19 protein-coding genes and 1 other RNA gene are annotated in these 18,332 nt (G+C 43.6%); 7 read left to right on the forward strand and 13 right to left on the reverse strand.

The annotated features are described in order from the left end of the window. Nucleotides 1-205: 205 nt before the first annotated feature. From dnaQ to nudC, 3 genes are all read left to right on the forward strand, one after another. On the forward strand, nt 206-1,591 hold the full coding sequence (gene dnaQ / locus F890_RS11595) for a DNA polymerase III subunit epsilon (protein ID WP_005267005.1): 1,386 nt from the start codon (nt 206-208) through the stop codon (nt 1,589-1,591). Nucleotides 1,592-1,716: 125 nt separating this feature from the next. After that, nucleotides 1,717-3,360, forward strand: a complete 1,644-nt coding sequence (locus tag F890_RS11600) for a hypothetical protein (RefSeq protein ID WP_005267007.1) — start codon at nt 1,717-1,719, stop codon at nt 3,358-3,360. After that, nucleotides 3,360-4,136, forward strand: a complete 777-nt coding sequence (gene nudC / locus F890_RS11605) for an NAD(+) diphosphatase (RefSeq protein WP_005267008.1) — start codon at nt 3,360-3,362, stop codon at nt 4,134-4,136. The genes F890_RS11600 and nudC overlap by 1 nt, the downstream gene beginning before the upstream one ends. Nucleotides 4,137-4,231: 95 nt before the next feature. On the opposite strand, the gene F890_RS11610 is transcribed toward nudC, so the two are convergent. The 4 genes from F890_RS11610 to F890_RS11625 form a co-directional block, all read right to left on the reverse strand. Further along, nucleotides 4,232-5,116: an alpha/beta hydrolase gene (locus tag F890_RS11610; protein WP_005267009.1), complete on the reverse strand. Its 885-nt coding sequence runs from the start codon at nt 5,114-5,116 to the stop codon at nt 4,232-4,234. Next, nucleotides 5,106-5,792, reverse strand: coding sequence for a BON domain-containing protein (locus F890_RS11615; protein ID WP_005267010.1), 687 nt, complete (start codon nt 5,790-5,792; stop codon nt 5,106-5,108). The genes F890_RS11610 and F890_RS11615 overlap by 11 nt, the downstream gene beginning before the upstream one ends. 133 nt (nt 5,793-5,925) lie before the next feature. Next, nucleotides 5,926-6,342: a YraN family protein gene (locus F890_RS11620; protein ID WP_005267012.1), complete on the reverse strand. Its 417-nt coding sequence runs from the start codon at nt 6,340-6,342 to the stop codon at nt 5,926-5,928. Between the two features lie 11 nt (nt 6,343-6,353). Beyond that, the gene (locus F890_RS11625) at nt 6,354-7,313 is read right to left on the reverse strand and encodes a penicillin-binding protein activator (RefSeq protein ID WP_005267014.1); all 960 of its coding nucleotides are present in this window, start codon (nt 7,311-7,313) and stop codon (nt 6,354-6,356) included. 10 nt (nt 7,314-7,323) lie between these two features. Here F890_RS11625 and rsmI point away from each other — a divergent pair, with 10 nt between their 5' ends. Next, complete coding sequence (rsmI, locus tag F890_RS11630; protein WP_004279519.1) at nt 7,324-8,166, forward strand: 16S rRNA (cytidine(1402)-2'-O)-methyltransferase; 843 nt, start codon at nt 7,324-7,326, stop codon at nt 8,164-8,166. Between the two features lie 91 nt (nt 8,167-8,257). Here the strand turns inward: rsmI and F890_RS11635 are convergent, their stop codons facing one another. The 7 genes from F890_RS11635 to F890_RS11665 all read right to left on the reverse strand — a co-directional run bounded on the left by F890_RS11635 (nt 8,258) and on the right by F890_RS11665 (nt 14,970). Beyond that, nucleotides 8,258-8,512 carry a hypothetical protein gene (locus tag F890_RS11635; protein ID WP_004646359.1) on the reverse strand — a complete coding sequence of 85 codons (255 nt, stop codon included), beginning with the start codon at nt 8,510-8,512 and terminating at the stop codon, nt 8,258-8,260. A 174-nt stretch (nt 8,513-8,686) separates the two neighbouring features. Then, a complete protein-coding gene (locus tag F890_RS11640; protein ID WP_005267016.1) occupies nt 8,687-9,934 on the reverse strand; it encodes an FAD-dependent monooxygenase in 1,248 nt (415 codons plus the stop codon). Next, nucleotides 9,931-11,139 (reverse strand): 2-octaprenyl-6-methoxyphenyl hydroxylase, encoded by a 1,209-nt coding sequence (gene ubiH / locus F890_RS11645; protein ID WP_005267018.1) that lies wholly within the window; start codon nt 11,137-11,139, stop codon nt 9,931-9,933. The genes F890_RS11640 and ubiH overlap by 4 nt, the downstream gene beginning before the upstream one ends. A 224-nt stretch (nt 11,140-11,363) precedes the next feature. Next, the gene (locus F890_RS11650; protein ID WP_005267020.1) at nt 11,364-11,813 is read right to left on the reverse strand and encodes a GNAT family N-acetyltransferase; all 450 of its coding nucleotides are present in this window, start codon (nt 11,811-11,813) and stop codon (nt 11,364-11,366) included. A 528-nt stretch (nt 11,814-12,341) separates the two neighbouring features. Then, the gene (locus tag F890_RS11655) at nt 12,342-12,581 is read right to left on the reverse strand and encodes a DUF378 domain-containing protein (protein ID WP_004279510.1); all 240 of its coding nucleotides are present in this window, start codon (nt 12,579-12,581) and stop codon (nt 12,342-12,344) included. Nucleotides 12,582-12,873: 292 nt separating this feature from the next. Beyond that, on the reverse strand, nt 12,874-14,208 hold the full coding sequence (pepP, locus tag F890_RS11660) for a Xaa-Pro aminopeptidase (RefSeq protein WP_005267024.1): 1,335 nt from the start codon (nt 14,206-14,208) through the stop codon (nt 12,874-12,876). Nucleotides 14,209-14,337: 129 nt separating this feature from the next. Further along, nucleotides 14,338-14,970: a UPF0149 family protein gene (locus F890_RS11665; protein WP_005267026.1), complete on the reverse strand. Its 633-nt coding sequence runs from the start codon at nt 14,968-14,970 to the stop codon at nt 14,338-14,340. Between the two features lie 64 nt (nt 14,971-15,034). On the opposite strand from F890_RS11665, the gene F890_RS11670 reads away from it, so the two are divergent. The 3 genes from F890_RS11670 to ssrS all read left to right on the forward strand — a co-directional run bounded on the left by F890_RS11670 (nt 15,035) and on the right by ssrS (nt 16,157). Further along, entirely contained in the window at nt 15,035-15,592 is a 558-nt protein-coding gene (locus tag F890_RS11670) for a hypothetical protein (protein WP_005267028.1), read from the forward strand. Further along, nucleotides 15,589-15,876, forward strand: a complete 288-nt coding sequence (locus F890_RS11675) for a cell division protein ZapA (protein ID WP_004279505.1) — start codon at nt 15,589-15,591, stop codon at nt 15,874-15,876. Before F890_RS11670 ends, F890_RS11675 begins: the two co-directional genes overlap by 4 nt. 97 nt (nt 15,877-15,973) lie before the next feature. Then, nucleotides 15,974-16,157, forward strand: a non-coding RNA gene (gene ssrS, locus F890_RS18230) — 6S RNA. 209 nt (nt 16,158-16,366) lie between these two features. Here ssrS and F890_RS18235 read toward each other — a convergent pair. Next, a complete protein-coding gene (locus F890_RS18235) occupies nt 16,367-16,528 on the reverse strand; it encodes a YqaE/Pmp3 family membrane protein (protein ID WP_005267030.1) in 162 nt (53 codons plus the stop codon). A 304-nt stretch (nt 16,529-16,832) separates the two neighbouring features. Continuing rightward, nucleotides 16,833-18,119 carry a PQQ-dependent sugar dehydrogenase gene (locus tag F890_RS11685; RefSeq protein ID WP_228127347.1) on the reverse strand — a complete coding sequence of 429 codons (1,287 nt, stop codon included), beginning with the start codon at nt 18,117-18,119 and terminating at the stop codon, nt 16,833-16,835. Between the last annotated feature and the right edge of the window lie 213 nt (nt 18,120-18,332).

Consider the following 18,332-nt stretch of genomic DNA (forward strand, 5'->3'; position numbering starts at 1 on the left):
GAAATCCAAACAACTCGTATATAAATTTATTTTTTAGATATGCCATTGTAGTGAAGCATGTCGAAGACTCAAGCCAATAATTTACCGCGATTTCACGTTAAATGTTACAAGAAATTAAAAAATCCCGGACATATAGATTGATCGACTGCATTTGCGCTATACAATAAGCCTTCCAGCTTGTTCTATTTTGATCGGATTTTAATTTATGTCACACACTATCACACTTTATGTTGATGGCGCTTGTCGCGGCAACCCGGGTTTAGGCGGTTGGGGTGCGTACATTATTAACGGCCAGCAAGAACACAAAATCTGTGGCGGTGAAGACCATACCACCAATAACCGCATGGAACTGACGGCTGCCATCGAAGGCATTCTGTTCTGTGACAAACAGGATAAACTGGTGATCTATACCGATTCCAAGTACGTCAAACAAGGCATTACCGAATGGATTCATGGCTGGAAAAAGAAAAACTGGAAAGACGTCAAAAATCCGGATCTGTGGCAAAAACTCGATGAAGTCTGTCAGGGACGCGACATCGAATGGCACTGGGTCAAAGGTCATGCTGGACATCCGGGCAATGAAATGGCCGATCAGCTGGCCAATCTGGGCGCTGATGAAACCCTGAAAAAATCCAAGCAAAGCCCTTCAATGTCTGAAGATAAAAAAAAATCTGAACCCGACTGGTTGCTAGACGATCCTTTCGGTCTTGATCTGGCCGAGAGCGAAGAAGAACTGGAAGATCTGCCGGAAGAAATCATTGAAGTGACTGTTGAAGAAATTACACAGACTGAAGTTTTAGCAACGGACAGCAATGAAGATGCTTCATCTTTAGACGCATCTACCTCGACTGAGCTACATCCGCAAATTGTCATTACACCGGCCAAGTTACAGCTACATGGCCCACGACAACTGATTCTGGATACTGAAACTACCGGTTTTTATTATCAGGATGGTGACCGGATTATTGAAGTTGGCGCGCTGGAAATGATCAACCGCAAACTGACCGGTAGCTCGATTCATATTTATATCAACCCAAAAACACCGGTTGGCGATTCTGTGAATGTCCACGGGATCACCGATGAATTCCTGCAAGACAAACCGCTGTTTGAAGAAATTTCTCAAGTGCTGTTTGACTATTTACACGGCGCGGAAATTATTGCGCATAACGCGACCTTCGATATGAACTTCCTGGATATGGAATTCAAACGCGCAGGTTTTAAAGCGCTCTCCGAGGTCTGTGACGTCACCGATACCCTGGCACTGGCCAAGTCCAAGCATCCAGGGCAGAAAAACTCGCTGGATGCCTTAGTGCGCCGTTACGAGATTCCACAACGCGACCGTACCTTCCACGGTGCCTTGCTCGATGCGGAAATCCTGTCCGATGTTTATCTGGCCATGACCGGTGGACAGGTGTCTTTTGATATCGATGCCCTGTCTCAGTCTGAAGACCAGAACAGCCGCTCAGGGATGGCCAGAGTTGAAATTGAATTGCCGGTGATTCTTCCGTCAGAACAGGAATTACAGGAACATGAGAATTGGGTCAAACAATTCGAAGAAAAACATGGAACTGCTTGCCTTTTCGCGAAATAAAATCTACATTTCCGGGGATACTTTAGGTTTAAAACTATCGTTCTTCAGTTATAGTAAATACAAAGAGGCCCCGTAGTTTAAAGCGGGGCTCATATATAGATAATACTTCAGGAAAGGTGCAGATCATGTCTTACCAAACCTCTATACATTTTGATCCAACAGCTTTACTGATAATAAAAAATGAGGTTGATAACTCGATCAAGTTAGTCGAATCAGCAGTAAGCACCTTGGTAGAAGACCAGACTTTACCTTTTGGTATTGATGATGCATTAAATCAGTTCAAACAATGCGCCCAGGTTCTGGCACTCATCGACATGTCCAGTCTGGCAAAAGTCGCTCAATATTCAGCAGAATTAATGCGTAAGATTATGGGGAATCCGGCGCAGGTCAATACTCAAGAAGTGATCGCCTTGAGTGAAGGCACCACCATGCTGAAACGATATATCGAATTTATCTGTCTGCGTGAAGTAAAAATTCCACAGTTTTTGCTGGATACCCTGAACCGCCTAGAACTGGCTTTGGGTAAACCGCTGACGACTGAAGGCCAGCATGTAGAATCGCTACTGGATTGCGTCACCCCTGATTTTGCACTGCCACAAGCACCAAGTCTGGAAAAATCCCAATATGTACACCGCCTGTATAAGCTGTCACTAAACAGGCTGATCAATCAGGAAGAAAGTGAACTGGATTTGCAAGCCATCAAACTGGTGGGAGCTTATCTGGCTGGACTTGCAGAGCAACATGACAGCAATCAGTACTGGAATCTGGTCTATGTCGCGTTGAACAATATTGAGCACCTGCTGATTAATGAGCCACGTCTACGCACACTGGTGAGTATTGAACGCAACATGGCACAGTATTTTAGCTCGGCTGACAGCTTCAAGGCTTCGCTGGCTGATCTGGCCAATGTGCTCAGCCTATGTATCAGTCAGGAAGATGAAACTGCGCAATCTATCCGTAGCCAGCTCAATGTTGGCGATGACCTACTGACCGATATGCAATTACAGGTCTTCAGTCGCCACCTGTATGGTCCTGACTTTGAAACCATGCATACCATCAGCGAGTTGGTGACCACGGAAATGGCACAGATTCGTAATGACATCGAGTTCAACTATCAGAATATGACGCCTGAAAAGACTCAGGAATTACAGGCTCAACTGAATAGTTTGGCCAATATCTTCAAGGTGTTGAACCTGAATGAAGCCTATCATGACCTGACCCGTCAGGCTGCTTCACTGAGCCAGCCCGAGATTATGCAGGATGCCAGCTTTGCCCAGCAGTTGATGAATGTCATTCTGTCTGCCATGAACTCGATTGGCGTACTGGAACGTCATCACACTTCGAGCCGCTTGCAGCTGCGCGTCAACAACATGAATATTTCTCTGGACCGTCTGGATGAAGCACACGCTGCTTTACTCACTGAAACTAAGGCTCTAATTGAGCTTTCCAGCCAGATTCTCAGCAATTACCTGCAAGATCATGACTTGACTGCACTCGAACCTGTTCCAGTACAGTTTTGCGAGATTGGCGGCGCGATGCTGTTCCTGAATGCAGAACATGTTCGTACTGCATTCACCACCACTGCAGAATTCATCAAGAACCGTATTGATCTGTCGATTGCATTAAGTCCGGAAGAAATTCATCGTGCTTTAGACACCCTGGCCAGTGCCGACATGATGATTGATAACTTAAAGAACAAACAGCCTGTATTACAGGCGATGTTTCAGGTAGCATTGGACAGTAGTGAGAAACTCAAAATAGTTGCCTAATGTCCAAATTATCACTTGCTTATATTTTTCAACAACAGCAACTGCTGGTCGATCAACACTTTCAACTTCCACGAGTTGAAGCCTTAGCAAGTGATTTGCTACTCCACACGGGTGATCAGGTGATTGCCCGTGATCTTCTGCCCGATGAACCCATTCCTGCAGGCTTGCAACTGGTTCCGATTCGCCAGTTGTTACAGTTCTGGAATACCCAGCAATTTGAACAGGCCAGCCGTGCAGTACAGCTTTTGGAATGGCGTCGTAACCACAAATTCTGTAGTCATTGCGGTACCGCCACTGAAGCACATCCAAGCGAACATGCCATGGTCTGTCCAGCATGCCACTACCGTCAATATCCACGGGTGCAGCCTTGCGTCATTACCGTCATTACCAAAGGTGAAGACGAGATTTTACTGGCCAAAAATGCGCGCAATAAAAACAGTCAGATGTATGGACTGATTGCCGGTTTTGTTGAAGTTGGAGAAACTCTGGAAGAGGCTGTACGTCGTGAAACCCTGGAAGAAGTGGGTTTGCATCTGAAAAATATTCAATACCTGGCCAGCCAGCCCTGGCCATTTCCAAGTAATCTGATGATTGCCTTCAAGGCTGAATATGCCGCGGGAGAAATCGAGCTGCAGGAAGAAGAAATTAGCGATGCGCAATTCTTCAAATTCGATCAACTGCCTGAAATTCCATTCAAAGGCAGTATTGCGCATGCCATGATTATGCACGTGACTCAAGGCAGCACGGTTGCAGACGATACCAAAGCTTGGCTTTAAGTCTCTATTACGTTCATATTCAAGCAACATATAAAAAATCCAGCAAATCATCTTTGCTGGATTTTTTTATCGCAATTCAGTTTATTCTGATGAAACTAATTGCCTTTAAATGCATCTTCCAGTGCCCAAAGTACCTGTGACTTGGTCTGAAAATAGCGGCTAAACAAACTCGATAATGAACCGACAATGCTAATATGGCCAAGTTTCGGGATACTGATCAGCTGACTGTGATTGCCCTTTTCCCGCAATGCGCGATCCAGATCCTGACTATTGAAATGGCCAACGATATTGTCCTTTTCTGCAATAAACAGATAATGCCGGATTGGACTATTTTTCACAAAATAATAAGGCATTACCTGTTGATAAGGGACAGTCTGATCAAATGCACCTGCACAGATCGGATCATCTTTATAATCAAAATGATAAGGCCCTGCCAGACCAATAATCGCCCGGATTTGACTATGATCGATAGTGGCAGATTGCGGATGATACAAGGCAGACATCACATTGAATGCGCCGGCAGAATGTCCCATCAAGACCAGATTTTCAGCACAAATCTGCAACTGCTCAGCCGATTGCTGCAAATGATTTAGCAACAAATGCAGATCATGAATATAGGTCGGGAAAATATGCTGTGGCGCCAGATGGTAATTCATCACCACCACATCATAGCCTTCTCTAGCAAAGGACTCGCCAATAAACTGGTAATCCTTTTTATCGCCATGCAACCAGGCGCCGCCATGCACAAAAACAATGAGTGGGCGATGTAGCAAAGGCTGCTGACTCCGAAACAAGTCAAAGCGTTGCCGGGATTTCAGGCCATAGGCCAATTGGGTTTCGACCGTGTAACCTTGTTTCGGGGTTAAACGATTTAGGGCATAACTGCCAAAATCGTATAACCGGAAATCTTGATAATGTTGCTGAAACTGCAGAATACGCTGTGAGAGTTGGGTTTTAAACTGGCCGACCTTATGGTTCATAGGTCGGTTCAACCGTATCAGGATCAATGGCAACCGGCGTCTGTTCATTACCCTGCTGCGCATATGCCGGTGCAGCAAAGTTTTGATTAGCCAGACTTGAATATTGCTCCACGTTATCGATCAAAGTCACAATTTTGGTGACATTACCCACTTGTTGTAGCACCTGATTCAGGTCAGCAATCTCGGCACCATTTAAACGCCCCATTACATACAGAACGCCATCTTCAGTATGCACATGTACTTTACTATCCGCAACCACAGTCGCCTTCATGATCAAGCCACGAGTATTTGCAGTCACTGCAGTATCCTGCATAATGGTGCTATAGCTGATCTGATTACCGACAGTAATAAAATTATGTACCGCTTTGACATCACTCATGGATTTGACATTGTCTTCAGCCAATTGCTTTAAATGGTCATCCGGCACCTGACCGGTCAGCAGGACATTGCCATGAAAACTTTCAATATTGACCCGGGCCTGCTTAAAGCGCGAATCCAGTTTATAAAGATTAATTTTTGCAGTACGGACAATTGAGGAATCAATAAATACCTGCCCTAAGGTACGCGCCCCACTTTCAGTTCCGACAGGAGCCGTACCTGTGCCGCTGGAAATAAAACTGGCACAACCTGATAAACTTGCGACACACAGCATTGTTATTGCAATACGCTTAACCACTCAGCAAGACTCCTTCATTTTATTACGTCTTTTTCAATCTAATAATCTGTTTTCAAGCTCAGATCATGTCAATTCTGCTTGAACTTTACAATGATCTTGAAGCAAATATAAGCATCTTTAGACCTTATTTTGTTCAAAGGTTAATAAACTCTTGATCAAAAGTAAAAGCATTTTCAATCCATTCCAGATCATAAGGGTATTGCGAAAAGTCATGCTGTATGGTTTTTGCAAATTGCTGTTTAAAATCAAAACAAATCACGTCAAAACGATAGTAATAGTGTGCAAATTGTGGATTTTTCTGAATAAAGCACATGGCTGTCTTGAGCATTTTGCCCTGTTTCGCTCTGGAAACAGACTCGATCGCTTGTGCGTATCCAGTTTGTGCACGTGCTTTGACTTCTACAAAGACCAGCTCCTGATCACGTACCAGAATCAGATCCAGCTCGCCATAGCGACTGTGATAATTGGCTGCCAGGAACTGAAATCCATGGTTTTGCATCAATTGGGCCGCTTGCTGCTCCGCCCATGCACCTAGTTGCTGTCGTAGCATTTCTCTTTCGCTCATAGTAGCTTGACGCCTGTGCCACTATACTGAAAACATTGTGGACTACGCTGAATACTGTGGTCCGTGATTTCAATCCGGCCAGTTCTACCCTGAAATTCAATATGCTGCAAATGCGGTTGTGACAGGTACTGCTGGGTAATCTGCCAGGCATCGCCACCGAAGGCAATCAGCCGCTGATAGGACATATTGACCGGTTCCTGGGCATAAGCCTGTAGAACATCCGGCCATTCAGCCAAGTAAAGCACAGGTACATCACAGAACTTGATCCCTTGTGGCGGTTTGTGCTGTTCGCTAATTGCATTGGCTACGGTATACATCCGTTTACGACTTAATTCTGGTATAGCAGCCAGCCCTTCTGCATTACCGAGGAATAACAGCCCCTGCTTTGGCATTAAAAAAATAGGCGCCTTGTTTACGATTTTAAAATTCAGATCACTCTGGCTGAGCAAGGACATCAGTAACAACTCATGCTCGGCTTCACTGCCCGGCTGGCGTAAAATCAGCAGCTGTTGAATTCCATCTTTGTGCAATAAGGTTTTTAAGGCAGCAGCATCTTCTTTTTTGGACAGGCTGAATTGCCAGACTTGGGGTGATGACCCGGCTACATCATTCAGGCTGAGGGTACGTACTTTAGGTTTGCTCTTGAGTAGTTGTTCCACATCGCTACGTGCCAATGGACCCACCACCATTTTGGTCTTTTTATTGACATGCTGTTTCAGTAGCTGGGAGATATTTTTCTGATTGGAGTTGACCCATTTCAGTGGAACTTTCTGCGCGGAAGTAGCATAGGCGCTGAGAAATCCCTGTTTGATACTCGATGCAGCTCGCGCCAAAGGTCCGGATTCGGGTAGAATGATCAACACTTCTGCTTGTACGCTACTAATGTAGCTGACTAAACACAAGCCCAATATTTTATTTTTAATCTTCCATTTTTTATTATTCAATTTATTCCACATGGAGAAACCTATGAGTGCTCAGTTATTTGTTGTTGCGACTCCAATCGGGCACTTAGATGATATTAGTTATCGTGCACTTCAGGTGTTAAAGTCGGTGAGTCTTATTGCTGCCGAGGATACACGAACTTCAGCACAATTGCTTAAACACTTTAATATTCAAACACCTCTGACCGCTTGCCATGAGCATAATGAAAGCAACAAGATTGATCAGCTGATCCAGCGCCTGCTGAATGGCGAAGATATGGCCCTGATCAGTGATGCTGGCACTCCCCTGATTAGCGACCCTGGCTTTAAATTTGTCCGTGCTGCACAAGCGCATAATATTCGCGTGATTCCTGTACCTGGTGCTTGTGCGGCTATTGCTGCCTTAAGTGCTGTTGGCTTGCCGAGTGACCGCTTCAGCTTTGAAGGTTTTCTGCCATCCAGACAAAGTCAGCGCCTGCTGAATCTGGAAAAACTGAAAGATGAAACCCAGACTTTAATTTTCTATGAAGCACCGCACCGGATTCTGGAGTCCGTTAAAGATATGGCCAGCGTTTTCGGAGCAGATCGCCCGGTCGGTTTTGCGCGAGAAATCACCAAGACTTTTGAAACTATCAAGAAAATGACCTTGGGTGAATTGGTGGAATTCATTAGCAATGATCACAATCAGCAAAAAGGCGAAATTGTTCTGGTGATTGGCGGTGCCACCGAAGAAAAAGATCTGGATCAGGAAAAGCTGGATAAATTATTGAATCGCCTATTACAGGACCTTTCGGTCAAAGCTGCTTCACAACTGGCGGCAGATTTAACCGGAATCAAAAAGAAAGTCGCTTATCAACGTGCTTTAGAACTGACTTCGGCAAACGACTAATTGCTTTAGATTTTCTATTACGTTTGGATTTGCAAAAAAAAACACCACATTGAATGTGGTGTTTTTTATAAGAAACAAGTTAATCAATAACTTATTCTTTGGCTACTGATTCATCTGCCGGCACTTCAACAATACGACCACCACTGGCAAGGAAAGCCGCAATCTCGTCTTCAAGTGCTTGACGCTTTTTCAGCTTTGCAGTGACGGTCAAAGTTTCAGCTTCTACAAGATCGGTATCACTGACGACCTCTGTGCTATCGACCGCGCCTTTTTCAGCGGCTTTTGCTTCATCATCATCAACAATTGAATCTTCAACGTCGTCATCATAATCATTCATGTCTGTCATTTGCATCTCCCCAAAAATGGCCCTCGCTTGGTATTCCAAGTCAGGTATCGAATTAAGTGAAATTTAGCAATCTCTTCGACCTTCGCCTAGTACCAAACATCAAAAAATCGTATCTTTTTTAAACAAAATCGTTACTCTTTATTGGTGTTTGTTTAAAAAATTTACATTTCTGTCTTAAGCTGCGTAGCGTGTGTCTTTAAGTAAACCCAGACCATTGGCTTGCGCCATAAATGCATCTTTCAACATGGGCTGATTTTCTACCTGTTTCAGGCCGAAATTGCGTGCCCAAACCATCGGGAAGAATAATGTGGTTTCCATCCAGCCAATCGCAGACATGCTGTGCATCATGGCATCGTTCTGGCCCTTACGGCGATGCTCATAGCGTTTTAGGGTCTGCTCATGTGCCCATACGCCACGCGCCTGATCATGCAGCAAAACATCACAAAGCACGGCAGCATCCAGACAGCCAATATTCACCCCTTGACCTGCTAGTGGATGAATGACATGTGCGGCATCTCCAATCAGTGCTAAACCATCTTGAACGTATTGCTGGGCGGCGCGGGCTTTTAAAGGGAAAGTGGCACGTGGTGTCGCCTGCAATACTTCACCCAGCATATGCTGGCTTTCACGGGTTAATAGCTGGGTAAACTCAGCATCTGACAACGCTGCATATTCTTCGGCATAATCCTCTGGCAAAGTCCAGACAATCGATTGCCAGTGTCCCTGCTCTTCCGGATTAAGGCTGGCCATAGGTAGAAAAGCCAGAGGGCCAGTTTCCAGAAAAATCTGACGTGCCATATGTTGATGTGGCTGGCCTGTTTTAATGGCACAGCTGATCCCCGCCTGTTTATAGTCCAGTACATCAATATCGATGAAAGCTTGCTCACGGACAAAGGAATTGGCCCCATCTGCGCCGATCACCAGTTTAGTTTTGAGTTGTGTACCATCAGCCAGATGAATGATCCACACACCGACTCCACGTTCGATGCGGCTAACTTTGACCTGTGTTCTATAATCTTGAACATCTTCAAGCATCTTTTGCTGAATGGCCAGATTCAGAATGCTGGGCTCCACCATCGAGCCTAAAGCCTGCTCTACCGATGGTGTTTTTTCTGAAGACTGGCCAAAATTAATTTCACCATAGCCATTTTTATTCCACACCTGCATACCAGTATAAGGCTGCTGGCGTACTAAATTTTCCCAGACACCCACCGTTTTTAACAGGTGAATGGTTGCCTGACTTAAAGCCAAAACACGCGGATTGGCCACACGCAAAGTTTTATCTGCATCCAGAATTGGCGCTGCATCCAGAACTGTAGGCTGCACACCACCTTGAGCTAACAGAAGCGCTGTAAGTCCACCAACCAGCCCACCACCAATAATGACGACGTCTAATATTTCGTTAGTTTGATTTAAGCTCATGCTTTTAACCCCATGGCATAATTCGCAACCAGTGGCTTGATGCCAGGAATCGTATCAAAGGCGACTAAACCTGTATTACGCATCAGCTTTAAAAATGGATTCTGGTTACTGAAACCACGTACCACTGAATCACAGAACTTGATCACACGCTGCTGGTCGCTGAGACGGGATTTCTCATAGTCTTGCAATATTACCGCATCGCCCAAGTCTGCGCCTTGTACCTGCTGTTCCTTGAGATAACGCACCAATACATGCGCATCACGCATACACAGGTTAAAACCCTGACCCGCGACCGGATGAATCGTATGGGCAGCATTGCCCATCAATACGACACGGCCAACAGCCTGTTTTTCGGCTAACACTTGAGACAATGGAAAACTGAACCGTTTTCCGGTTTTCTGGAATTTTCCGGCACGATCGCCATACGTTTCCTGCAAGGCATCCAGAAAATGCTGGTCATTTTCATCTCCCAGCCATTCTCCTTCAGTACCTTTTTTCACTGGCCAGACCACTGAACGACGATACTCACCCGGTAGTGGTAAAAGTGCCAAAGGCCCTAAATGGCTGAAACGCTCAAAGCCCACATGAGCATGTGGCTTTGAAGTTTGTACTGTGGTCACAATCGCAACCTGATCATAATCATGTTCTGACGCACCAATACCCAAGGCTTTACGGCAGAAAGAATCCCGCCCATCGGCGGCAATAACCAGTTTGGACTGTAATTTTAGTGACGATTCACCACGCTGAGCTTCGATATAAGCAAAGTCTGTATCTTGGATAAGGGATGTCACTTGAACATCATCAATCAGTTCAATCAATGGCTCTTTTTTGACTTGGGTCAGCAGTACACGACCGAGCCAAGCATTTTCAATGACCTGACCAAAGCTTTCGACTTTTTCCTGTTCGGCTTTCAGTCGAGCCTTACCAAAACTGCCCTGTTCGGTAATATTCACTTCCAGAATTGGGGTAGCATGTTCTTGCAAGGCATTCCAAAGTCCAAGCTCCTGATAGATCTGCACGCTACGGCGTGACAAGGCACTGTTACGTGCATCAAAACTGGAATGATATGGCGCAAGATTTTCATCATCATAATTTGGGTATTTAATGGCTTCCAACAGTTTGACTGCAATATTGATTTTCGCCAACATCAATGCGAGGCTTAAGCCGACCATACCACCACCGACAATGATGACTTCTTGTTGCATGCTTACTTCCTTATCTGTTTATTCGCATCTATGGCGAATTACATAAAACGTATACTGGTTTTATCTTACCTCAAGGCTTTAAATTTTTATAATGATTCGTTTTATTTAGTTTTCTCCATGATGATCCAGCCTATATTGAAAAACCAAGACATCGCGCTTTTCAGTCCCCAACTTCGGCAATATAGTATAGGCATTGATCCGTTCAACGATTTCAAACCCTGTCTTTAAAAGCACTTGGTGGCCTGTATATGTTCTGCATCACAGAAAGTATCTAGTGATTTAAATGTAAGATATTGTCTAAAATACTGAATCACCGCTTTCATCGCCTCAAGCATATAGCCCTGCCCCTGAAATCGAGGACCAAGTCCGAAATGAATTTCAAGGCTGTTATTTTGCTGTTGAATAATCGTTAGTAACCCGATTGCCAGATGACTTTTTCGCTCAGCAATCACCCACGAAAATCCTTCACTCGGTTGCTGCCAATAACTTAACGCCCATTTCTGCAACATTTTTTGAGTCTGACTGACTATTGTATGCACCTGCCGTTGTAAATATTTTGATGCTTCAACGTTGCCACAATATTCTTGGAATAATGAGATTTCATCTCCGACTTTATATGCTCTTAACTCCAACCAAGTTGTCTTTAATTCAGCAACTAAAATATTTATACTCACTTTTATCAACTCGGCATTAAAAAACGGAATGTTATTATTTCATTTGGCACTTATACGATTCGATCGCAAACCTAGTCAAATTGGTATAACTCGATCTACTCGCTTCGCACAATTTTGAATACATACTGATGCTCGTAGATCCTGAATGATAAAATTGTGAATCAAGCCATTTATAAAAATGAGCTGATATTCACTTTCAGTAGCAGGAGGCCCATTTACAATCACTATTCTTTTCTTATTTTAAGATAATTGTATAAATATAACTCGATCTTTGAGCTAACAGATATTTTAAAAAAATTTATCCAACCATGTACAATCTAATCTTATTTGTATGATAGTGATCATCAATCTTTAGCTAGGCATTGTTGTAGATCTGGGGATGGTTCTATTAATAACGTATAAACACCCAATAAAAAACCCCGGAAATCTACCGAGGTTTCTTCATCTTCCATACTATTTCTATCCTCTCGGCAAGTTACTCGAAGACATGAATCCTATCTTGCAAGAAACTCGCCCAAGAAGAGTAGCTTAACGCACAATATTGGTATGATGATCTGTGTGGTGTACTGTTTTACCCAACTTCGTTCCTGTATAAATCAGGTACAATGCCGACAAACCAACCAATACATAAACAATTCGAGATAAGGCGCTCATATCACCAAAGATTGCAGCGACCAAATTAAAATCGAATGCACCAATTAAACCCCAATTAATGCCACCAATGATTGTTAAAGCATAAGCAATCCAGTCAATCGTATTTAATCTCATAAGTGTTCTCCTGCTGTTATTTAAGTTTATTTAAGGATCAGAGAAAGTATGAGAATCTCAGCGCATTTAATATGTAGCTTTGATGCTAAAAACAGATTTTCTGTGTTGACTTCCTGTCACTTTTTAAGCTGTAAATTTTACTTAGGTTAGTTTTATTTGACTTGTTCGAGATAAACGTAAGCTAAGTCACTTTTTGATCGATTCGATATAGCTAGGAATTCTTGTTTAAAACGGCATAGAAATGTCATAAAAAAAGCCGATCTCGCGACCGGCTTTCTGTATTTTTCTTGGATTAGGCAGCGCGCGCTTTCGCCATCAATGCTTCAATCTCTTCTACCGTTTTGACAACTTTCGCAGTTAAAACCAGCGGGCCATTTGCAGTGGCTACCACATCATCTTCAATTCGGATGCCAATTCCACGCCATTTGGCATCGACTGTTTCATCATCAGGCGCGATGTAGAGACCCGGCTCAACGGTCACGACCATGCCCTCTTCATACGAGCGCCATTCACCATCAACCTTATAAGCACCGACATCATGCACATCCATACCGAGCCAATGCCCCGTACCGTGCATGTAGAACTGACGAAAAGCTTCTTTTTCTATAATCTCGTCGATATTACCCTGCATCAAGCCAAGATCGAGCAAACCCTGCACCAAAATAAGCACTGCAACATTGTGAGGTTCTTTATACGAGTTACCAATTTGCACGGCATTGATCGCAGCGATTTGAGCATCCAGTACTACGTTATATAAGGCTTTCTGTTCCGGACTGAATTTACCATTTACCGGAAAGGTACGGGTAATGTCTGAAGCATAGAACTGATATTCAGCTGCAGCATCAATCAGGACTAAATCGCCATCTTTCAGTTCTTTGTCATTTTCTACATAATGCAGGATGCAGGCATTTTCACCGCCACCGACAATACTGTTATAAGCCGGAACACCGCCATTTTTGCCAAAGACATAATTCAGCTCGGCTTCCAGCGCATATTCCATCATACCCGGACGTACTGCTAGCATCGCTTGCGTATGTGCATCAGCAGAAATATCGGAAGCAATCTGCATCAGTTCGATTTCATTTGCATCTTTATGCAGACGCATTTCATCAACAATACGATCCAGCTGAATTACTTGCGCTGGCACAGAAGTACCACGACGGCTTTCACCACTTGCAGTTGCAATCCATTTGGCGACACGCGCATCAAACTCTGCATGCTGTCCAATGCGATAAAACAACTGATCTTTATTTTGTAACTTTTCTAAGATTTCTTCATCCAGCAAATCAATCGCATAGGCTTCATCTGCATCATAATCCTGAATAGCCCCATCAATACCCGCGCGGTAGCCATTCCAGATTTCCATTTCACGGTTGCGTTCACGACAGAACAAACTGTAGCTATAGCCTTCTTCTTCAGTGTCAAAGGTTTCAATCACAGCCACAGCTTCAGGTTCCGCGAATCCGGTTAAATAGAAGAAACTACTGTCTGCACGGTATTTATAATCTGCATCACGGTTACGCATGGCTACCGGACTGGTCGCGATAATAACGATACTGCGTAAACCGATTTCCCCTGCGAGGATTGCGCGACGCTCCTCAAAAACTGCCTGTGTCAATTTCTTCATTACACCTTACTTCTTATCGATCAATACTTGTATTTAGAATATAGTCTTGAAATCAGACTATAGATTTCACTGTAAACAGCAAAATATATGCCTGATTTCAAGCAGGTGATGACTCACCTCAGCATTTCATCAGCTTAGACGTTTAGGCGAGAAAATCTCGACTACACTTTGCGCTTCTGTAGTAGCGACTTTAGGCTGATTTTTTTGACTCAATTGCTGTAAGAGTGGCGTTTCTTCAACTTCGACCTTTTTACGCCCTAAAGACAGACTGACAGGAATCAGACGCACAAATTCGTACAATTCCTGATAGCTTTCTTCACCTTCAGCATCATCGTCTGAGTCTTCAAATTCAACTGCGGCTACATCTTGTAAATGTTCAATCAGCTCAACTTCATCCTGACGGATATGTCCTGAAGCCAGTCCGAAACCTAAGACCACGCCTGCACACCAGTCCGCCAGAGCCTGTACGCGTTCTGAAAGCACATGCTCATCATCAGGCAGCAAAGGTAAATAATCCAGCTCATCTTCAGACAATGCATGGAACACATCTTCAGCTTCGCCCGCCAACAACTCTAATGCTTCGGCATCCAGTTCAGGTACATCCAGTGTTTCTAAAATCTGTAACCACTCTTCACTGCTTGGCGCCTGGGTGACACAAACAATGCCAGTCAGCAAACCATGTAGTTCGCTAGGGCTAGAAATTTCCTCAATTGAAGAAAAATTGCGGTGCCATTCGGTCCAACCTGAAATATCGTCTTGCATTCGTTTATCCAATCTTTATACTGCTTATATATTACCTTTGTTTGCAACACTGTGCGACCTCGATATGTTAGAAGAATTACAGCGTCTACAAGTGCAGATCGGCGTGTTAAAAACGCGACTTGCACGGCTTGAAAGTGAAAATTCCAGTTTGCGCGAAGAGCAAGACTCTTCAATGATGCAACATCAACAGCAAATTGAACAAAAAAACAGCGCGATTGCGCAAAAACAACAAGAAAATGAAAATCTGACAGAACAATTGATGGATTCTCGTGCCCAATTTCAACTGCTCAATAATGATGCAACTGCACTGGCAGACCGTTATGGCCGTCTGGAAAAAAGCTGTACCGATCTGAAAAACCGTTTTCAGGAAATTCTGACTGAACGAAATGAACTGCGCGTGGTTAAGGAAAAGATGATCATTGAACAGCGTCATGCCCAGCAGGAAATTCAGCGTCTGACTCAGGAATCTGAACGTTTAACCCAGAAAAATGAAAATGCCAAAGCCAAGGTTGAAGCGATTATTCAACGTCTGGCGATTCTCGGTACTGCGCAGGATCATCACGCACAGGAAATTCAACAACTGGCCCATCCGACTGAAGCGACTGAGGAAGCCTCATCATGAGTGAACAAATTGCAATCGATCTCAGAGTATTGGGGCATAGTTTTCGTTTGGCCTCTACTCCTGACAAGCAGGAAGAATTAGAGCGCGCGGCACAGTTATTGAATGACAAATACGATGAATTTCGTCGTAAAGCACCACGTATGGAACCTAGCAAGCTGATTATTATGGTAGCACTTGAGCTGATGCAGGAAGTCTTGAATATGAACAGATCACTGCAACAATATGCGCATTGCGAGCGTTTGTTACAAACTATTTTAGAAGAAGTTGAAGAACTGACTGAATAATCTCGAATTCTGTTTAAACTTCGGACATTCGACCGAACTGTTTACAGTTCATGAACAGCATAGAGTTGCCACACCGGGATTATTGTTTATAATTAACTTAACTCTGAGGTGTTCGCCAGCGGGTCTATTCCCCTGCCGATACTAACACTTATGGGTGTGTTCTGTATATTTAGAGTGTATGCCCATCTCCGTATGGGAAACCCAGCAAGTATACGTCGCATCCTCCTTGAACTCATCGGGTTCAGGGTAACGACACATGCAGCGGCATCTTCGGAGTACTTCATTTTCGTTTTCAAAATATAATTATAATTTTTCCTGAATTTCCTCTTATTTTAATTTTGTAGTATTTCTCTCGAACATTCCTCTAGATTCATTTTATTGATGTATTCATCATCTGGAATGAAAAAAAATCTTTAGCTATAAAAAAAGATAGGGCTTTAATTACTTCCGTCAAAATCAAACAATCTTTCAGTAACTTATTTTCCTATTTTCAGGCTATTTTATCCCGATATAAAGTATGCATGGCCCAGATTGCAGCAGGAATCCAGCCTAAAATCGAAATCTGAAGCATTAAGCATACTGTGGCTTCGGCTGGTCGATGAAGGGTCATAAATAATGACCAAGGGAAAATAAATGCAACAATTGATTTCATTCTTAAAACCCTCTTTTTTTGCAACGTTCTAACTTTTATATCCAGTTTTTATTGGCACTTAAAACTGGCACTAAGATTTAGATATTTTTAATGGATCAGCATAATCTCTGTACATGCTGTATTACGCTTAAAAATATCCTGAAAGCCTAATTCAGCCAGCTTAAATGAAGCTTAAAAAAAATTTAAATCCGCTAGCTTTTGCATATTTTCAATCAAAATATTGATGTTTTAATGAAATAGCTTTTGCTTCAACCTTGCTATCTAGTAGCTTTAGATATGAATAAAACCCTAAATCCTTAGACCTTTATTTACTTACTGCAGCGGGTGTACTCAAGGGTGATATTCGCCAAATCACATCACCGACATCATCAGCAACCAAAATGGCACCTAAAGAATCTACCGCCACACCGACCGGTCGCCCATATGCATCACCCTGATCGCTTAGAAATCCAGTCAGAACATCTTGAGGCGGGCCCATCGGTTGTCCATTTTGAAAGGGAACAAAAATCACTTTATAGCCACTATGCGGTTTGCGGTTCCATGAACCATGCTGGCCAATCAGCGCCCCATTTCGATATTGAGGCATCAGATCGGCCCTATAGAAGGCCAAGCCCAATGATGCAGTATGATTACCCAATGCATAATCCGGTGGAATTGCTCGCGCAACTAAGGCAGGGTTTTGCGGTTTGACCCGTGTATCAACATGCTGGCCATAATAACTATAAGGCCAGCCATAAAAAGCGCCCTCTTTGACAGAGGTCAGGTAATCAGGAACCAGATCATTGCCGAGTTCATCACGTTCATTTACCACCGTCCAGAGTGCACCGCTCTGGGGTTGCCAGTCCATGCCATTCGGATTACGTAGTCCGGTTGCATAAGGTCGAGATTGGGCACTATCCAAATCAAACTCCATGATCAGTGCCCGGCCTTGCTCTTGATCCAGGCCATTTTCAGCGACATTGCTGTTAGAACCCACCGTGATATAGAGTTTGCTGCCGGCAGGATTGGCAATGACATTTTTGGTCCAGTGATGGTTTAAACGACCTGCTGGTAAATCCAGTATCTTGATGCCTGCTGCTGTAATTTGAGTCGCACCGTTCTGATAAGGAAAGCGCATCAAGGCATCAGTATTCGCCACATACAACATATTACCGACTAGCGCCATACCAAATGGAGAATTGAGATTTTGCAAGAATACAGTTTTTTGTTCAGCCACCCCATCTCTATTGCTATCACGAAGCAAAGTAATGCGGTTGGCACTGGGATGCGATGAGCCGGCACGCTGCATTACCCATTTCATGATTTTGCCTTTAATCCCTTTGCTATCATCTGGCTTGGGCGGTGCATCTGTTTCGGCCACCAGCACATCACCATTCGGCAATATATATAACCAGCGCGGATGCTGTAACCCTTTGGCAAATGCCTGAACTTTTAAACCTGTCGCTGGTGTCGGCATTTTACCTTCAGGCCACCCTTTGGCGGGCGCAATATTGACTGTAGGCAGCAAGCTTGATTTTGGTTTGGGTAAATGTGGCTGGGAACCATAACTGTCATTGATAGGTGACTTGGAAGGCATGGTACATCCAGTCATGGTTAGGAGAAGTGCACAGCTGGCACCTGTAAGTAAAAATTGAATAGGCTGATGAAGCATTTTTATCTCTTGTTATTATCATCCTCAACTTACTTTAAAAAACAATTTGAGATGCCACTAGCGGGTTCTTGTTTTTTCTGGTTATGAATTGGTTATCAATTTTGAGTTAGGTCTGATGTTTTTCTTTTTGTAAAAATCAGTTTATATCTTTAA

It is taken from the genome of Acinetobacter sp. CIP 64.7 (genome assembly GCF_000369745.1).
Lineage (GTDB): Bacteria > Pseudomonadota > Gammaproteobacteria > Pseudomonadales > Moraxellaceae > Acinetobacter > Acinetobacter fasciculus.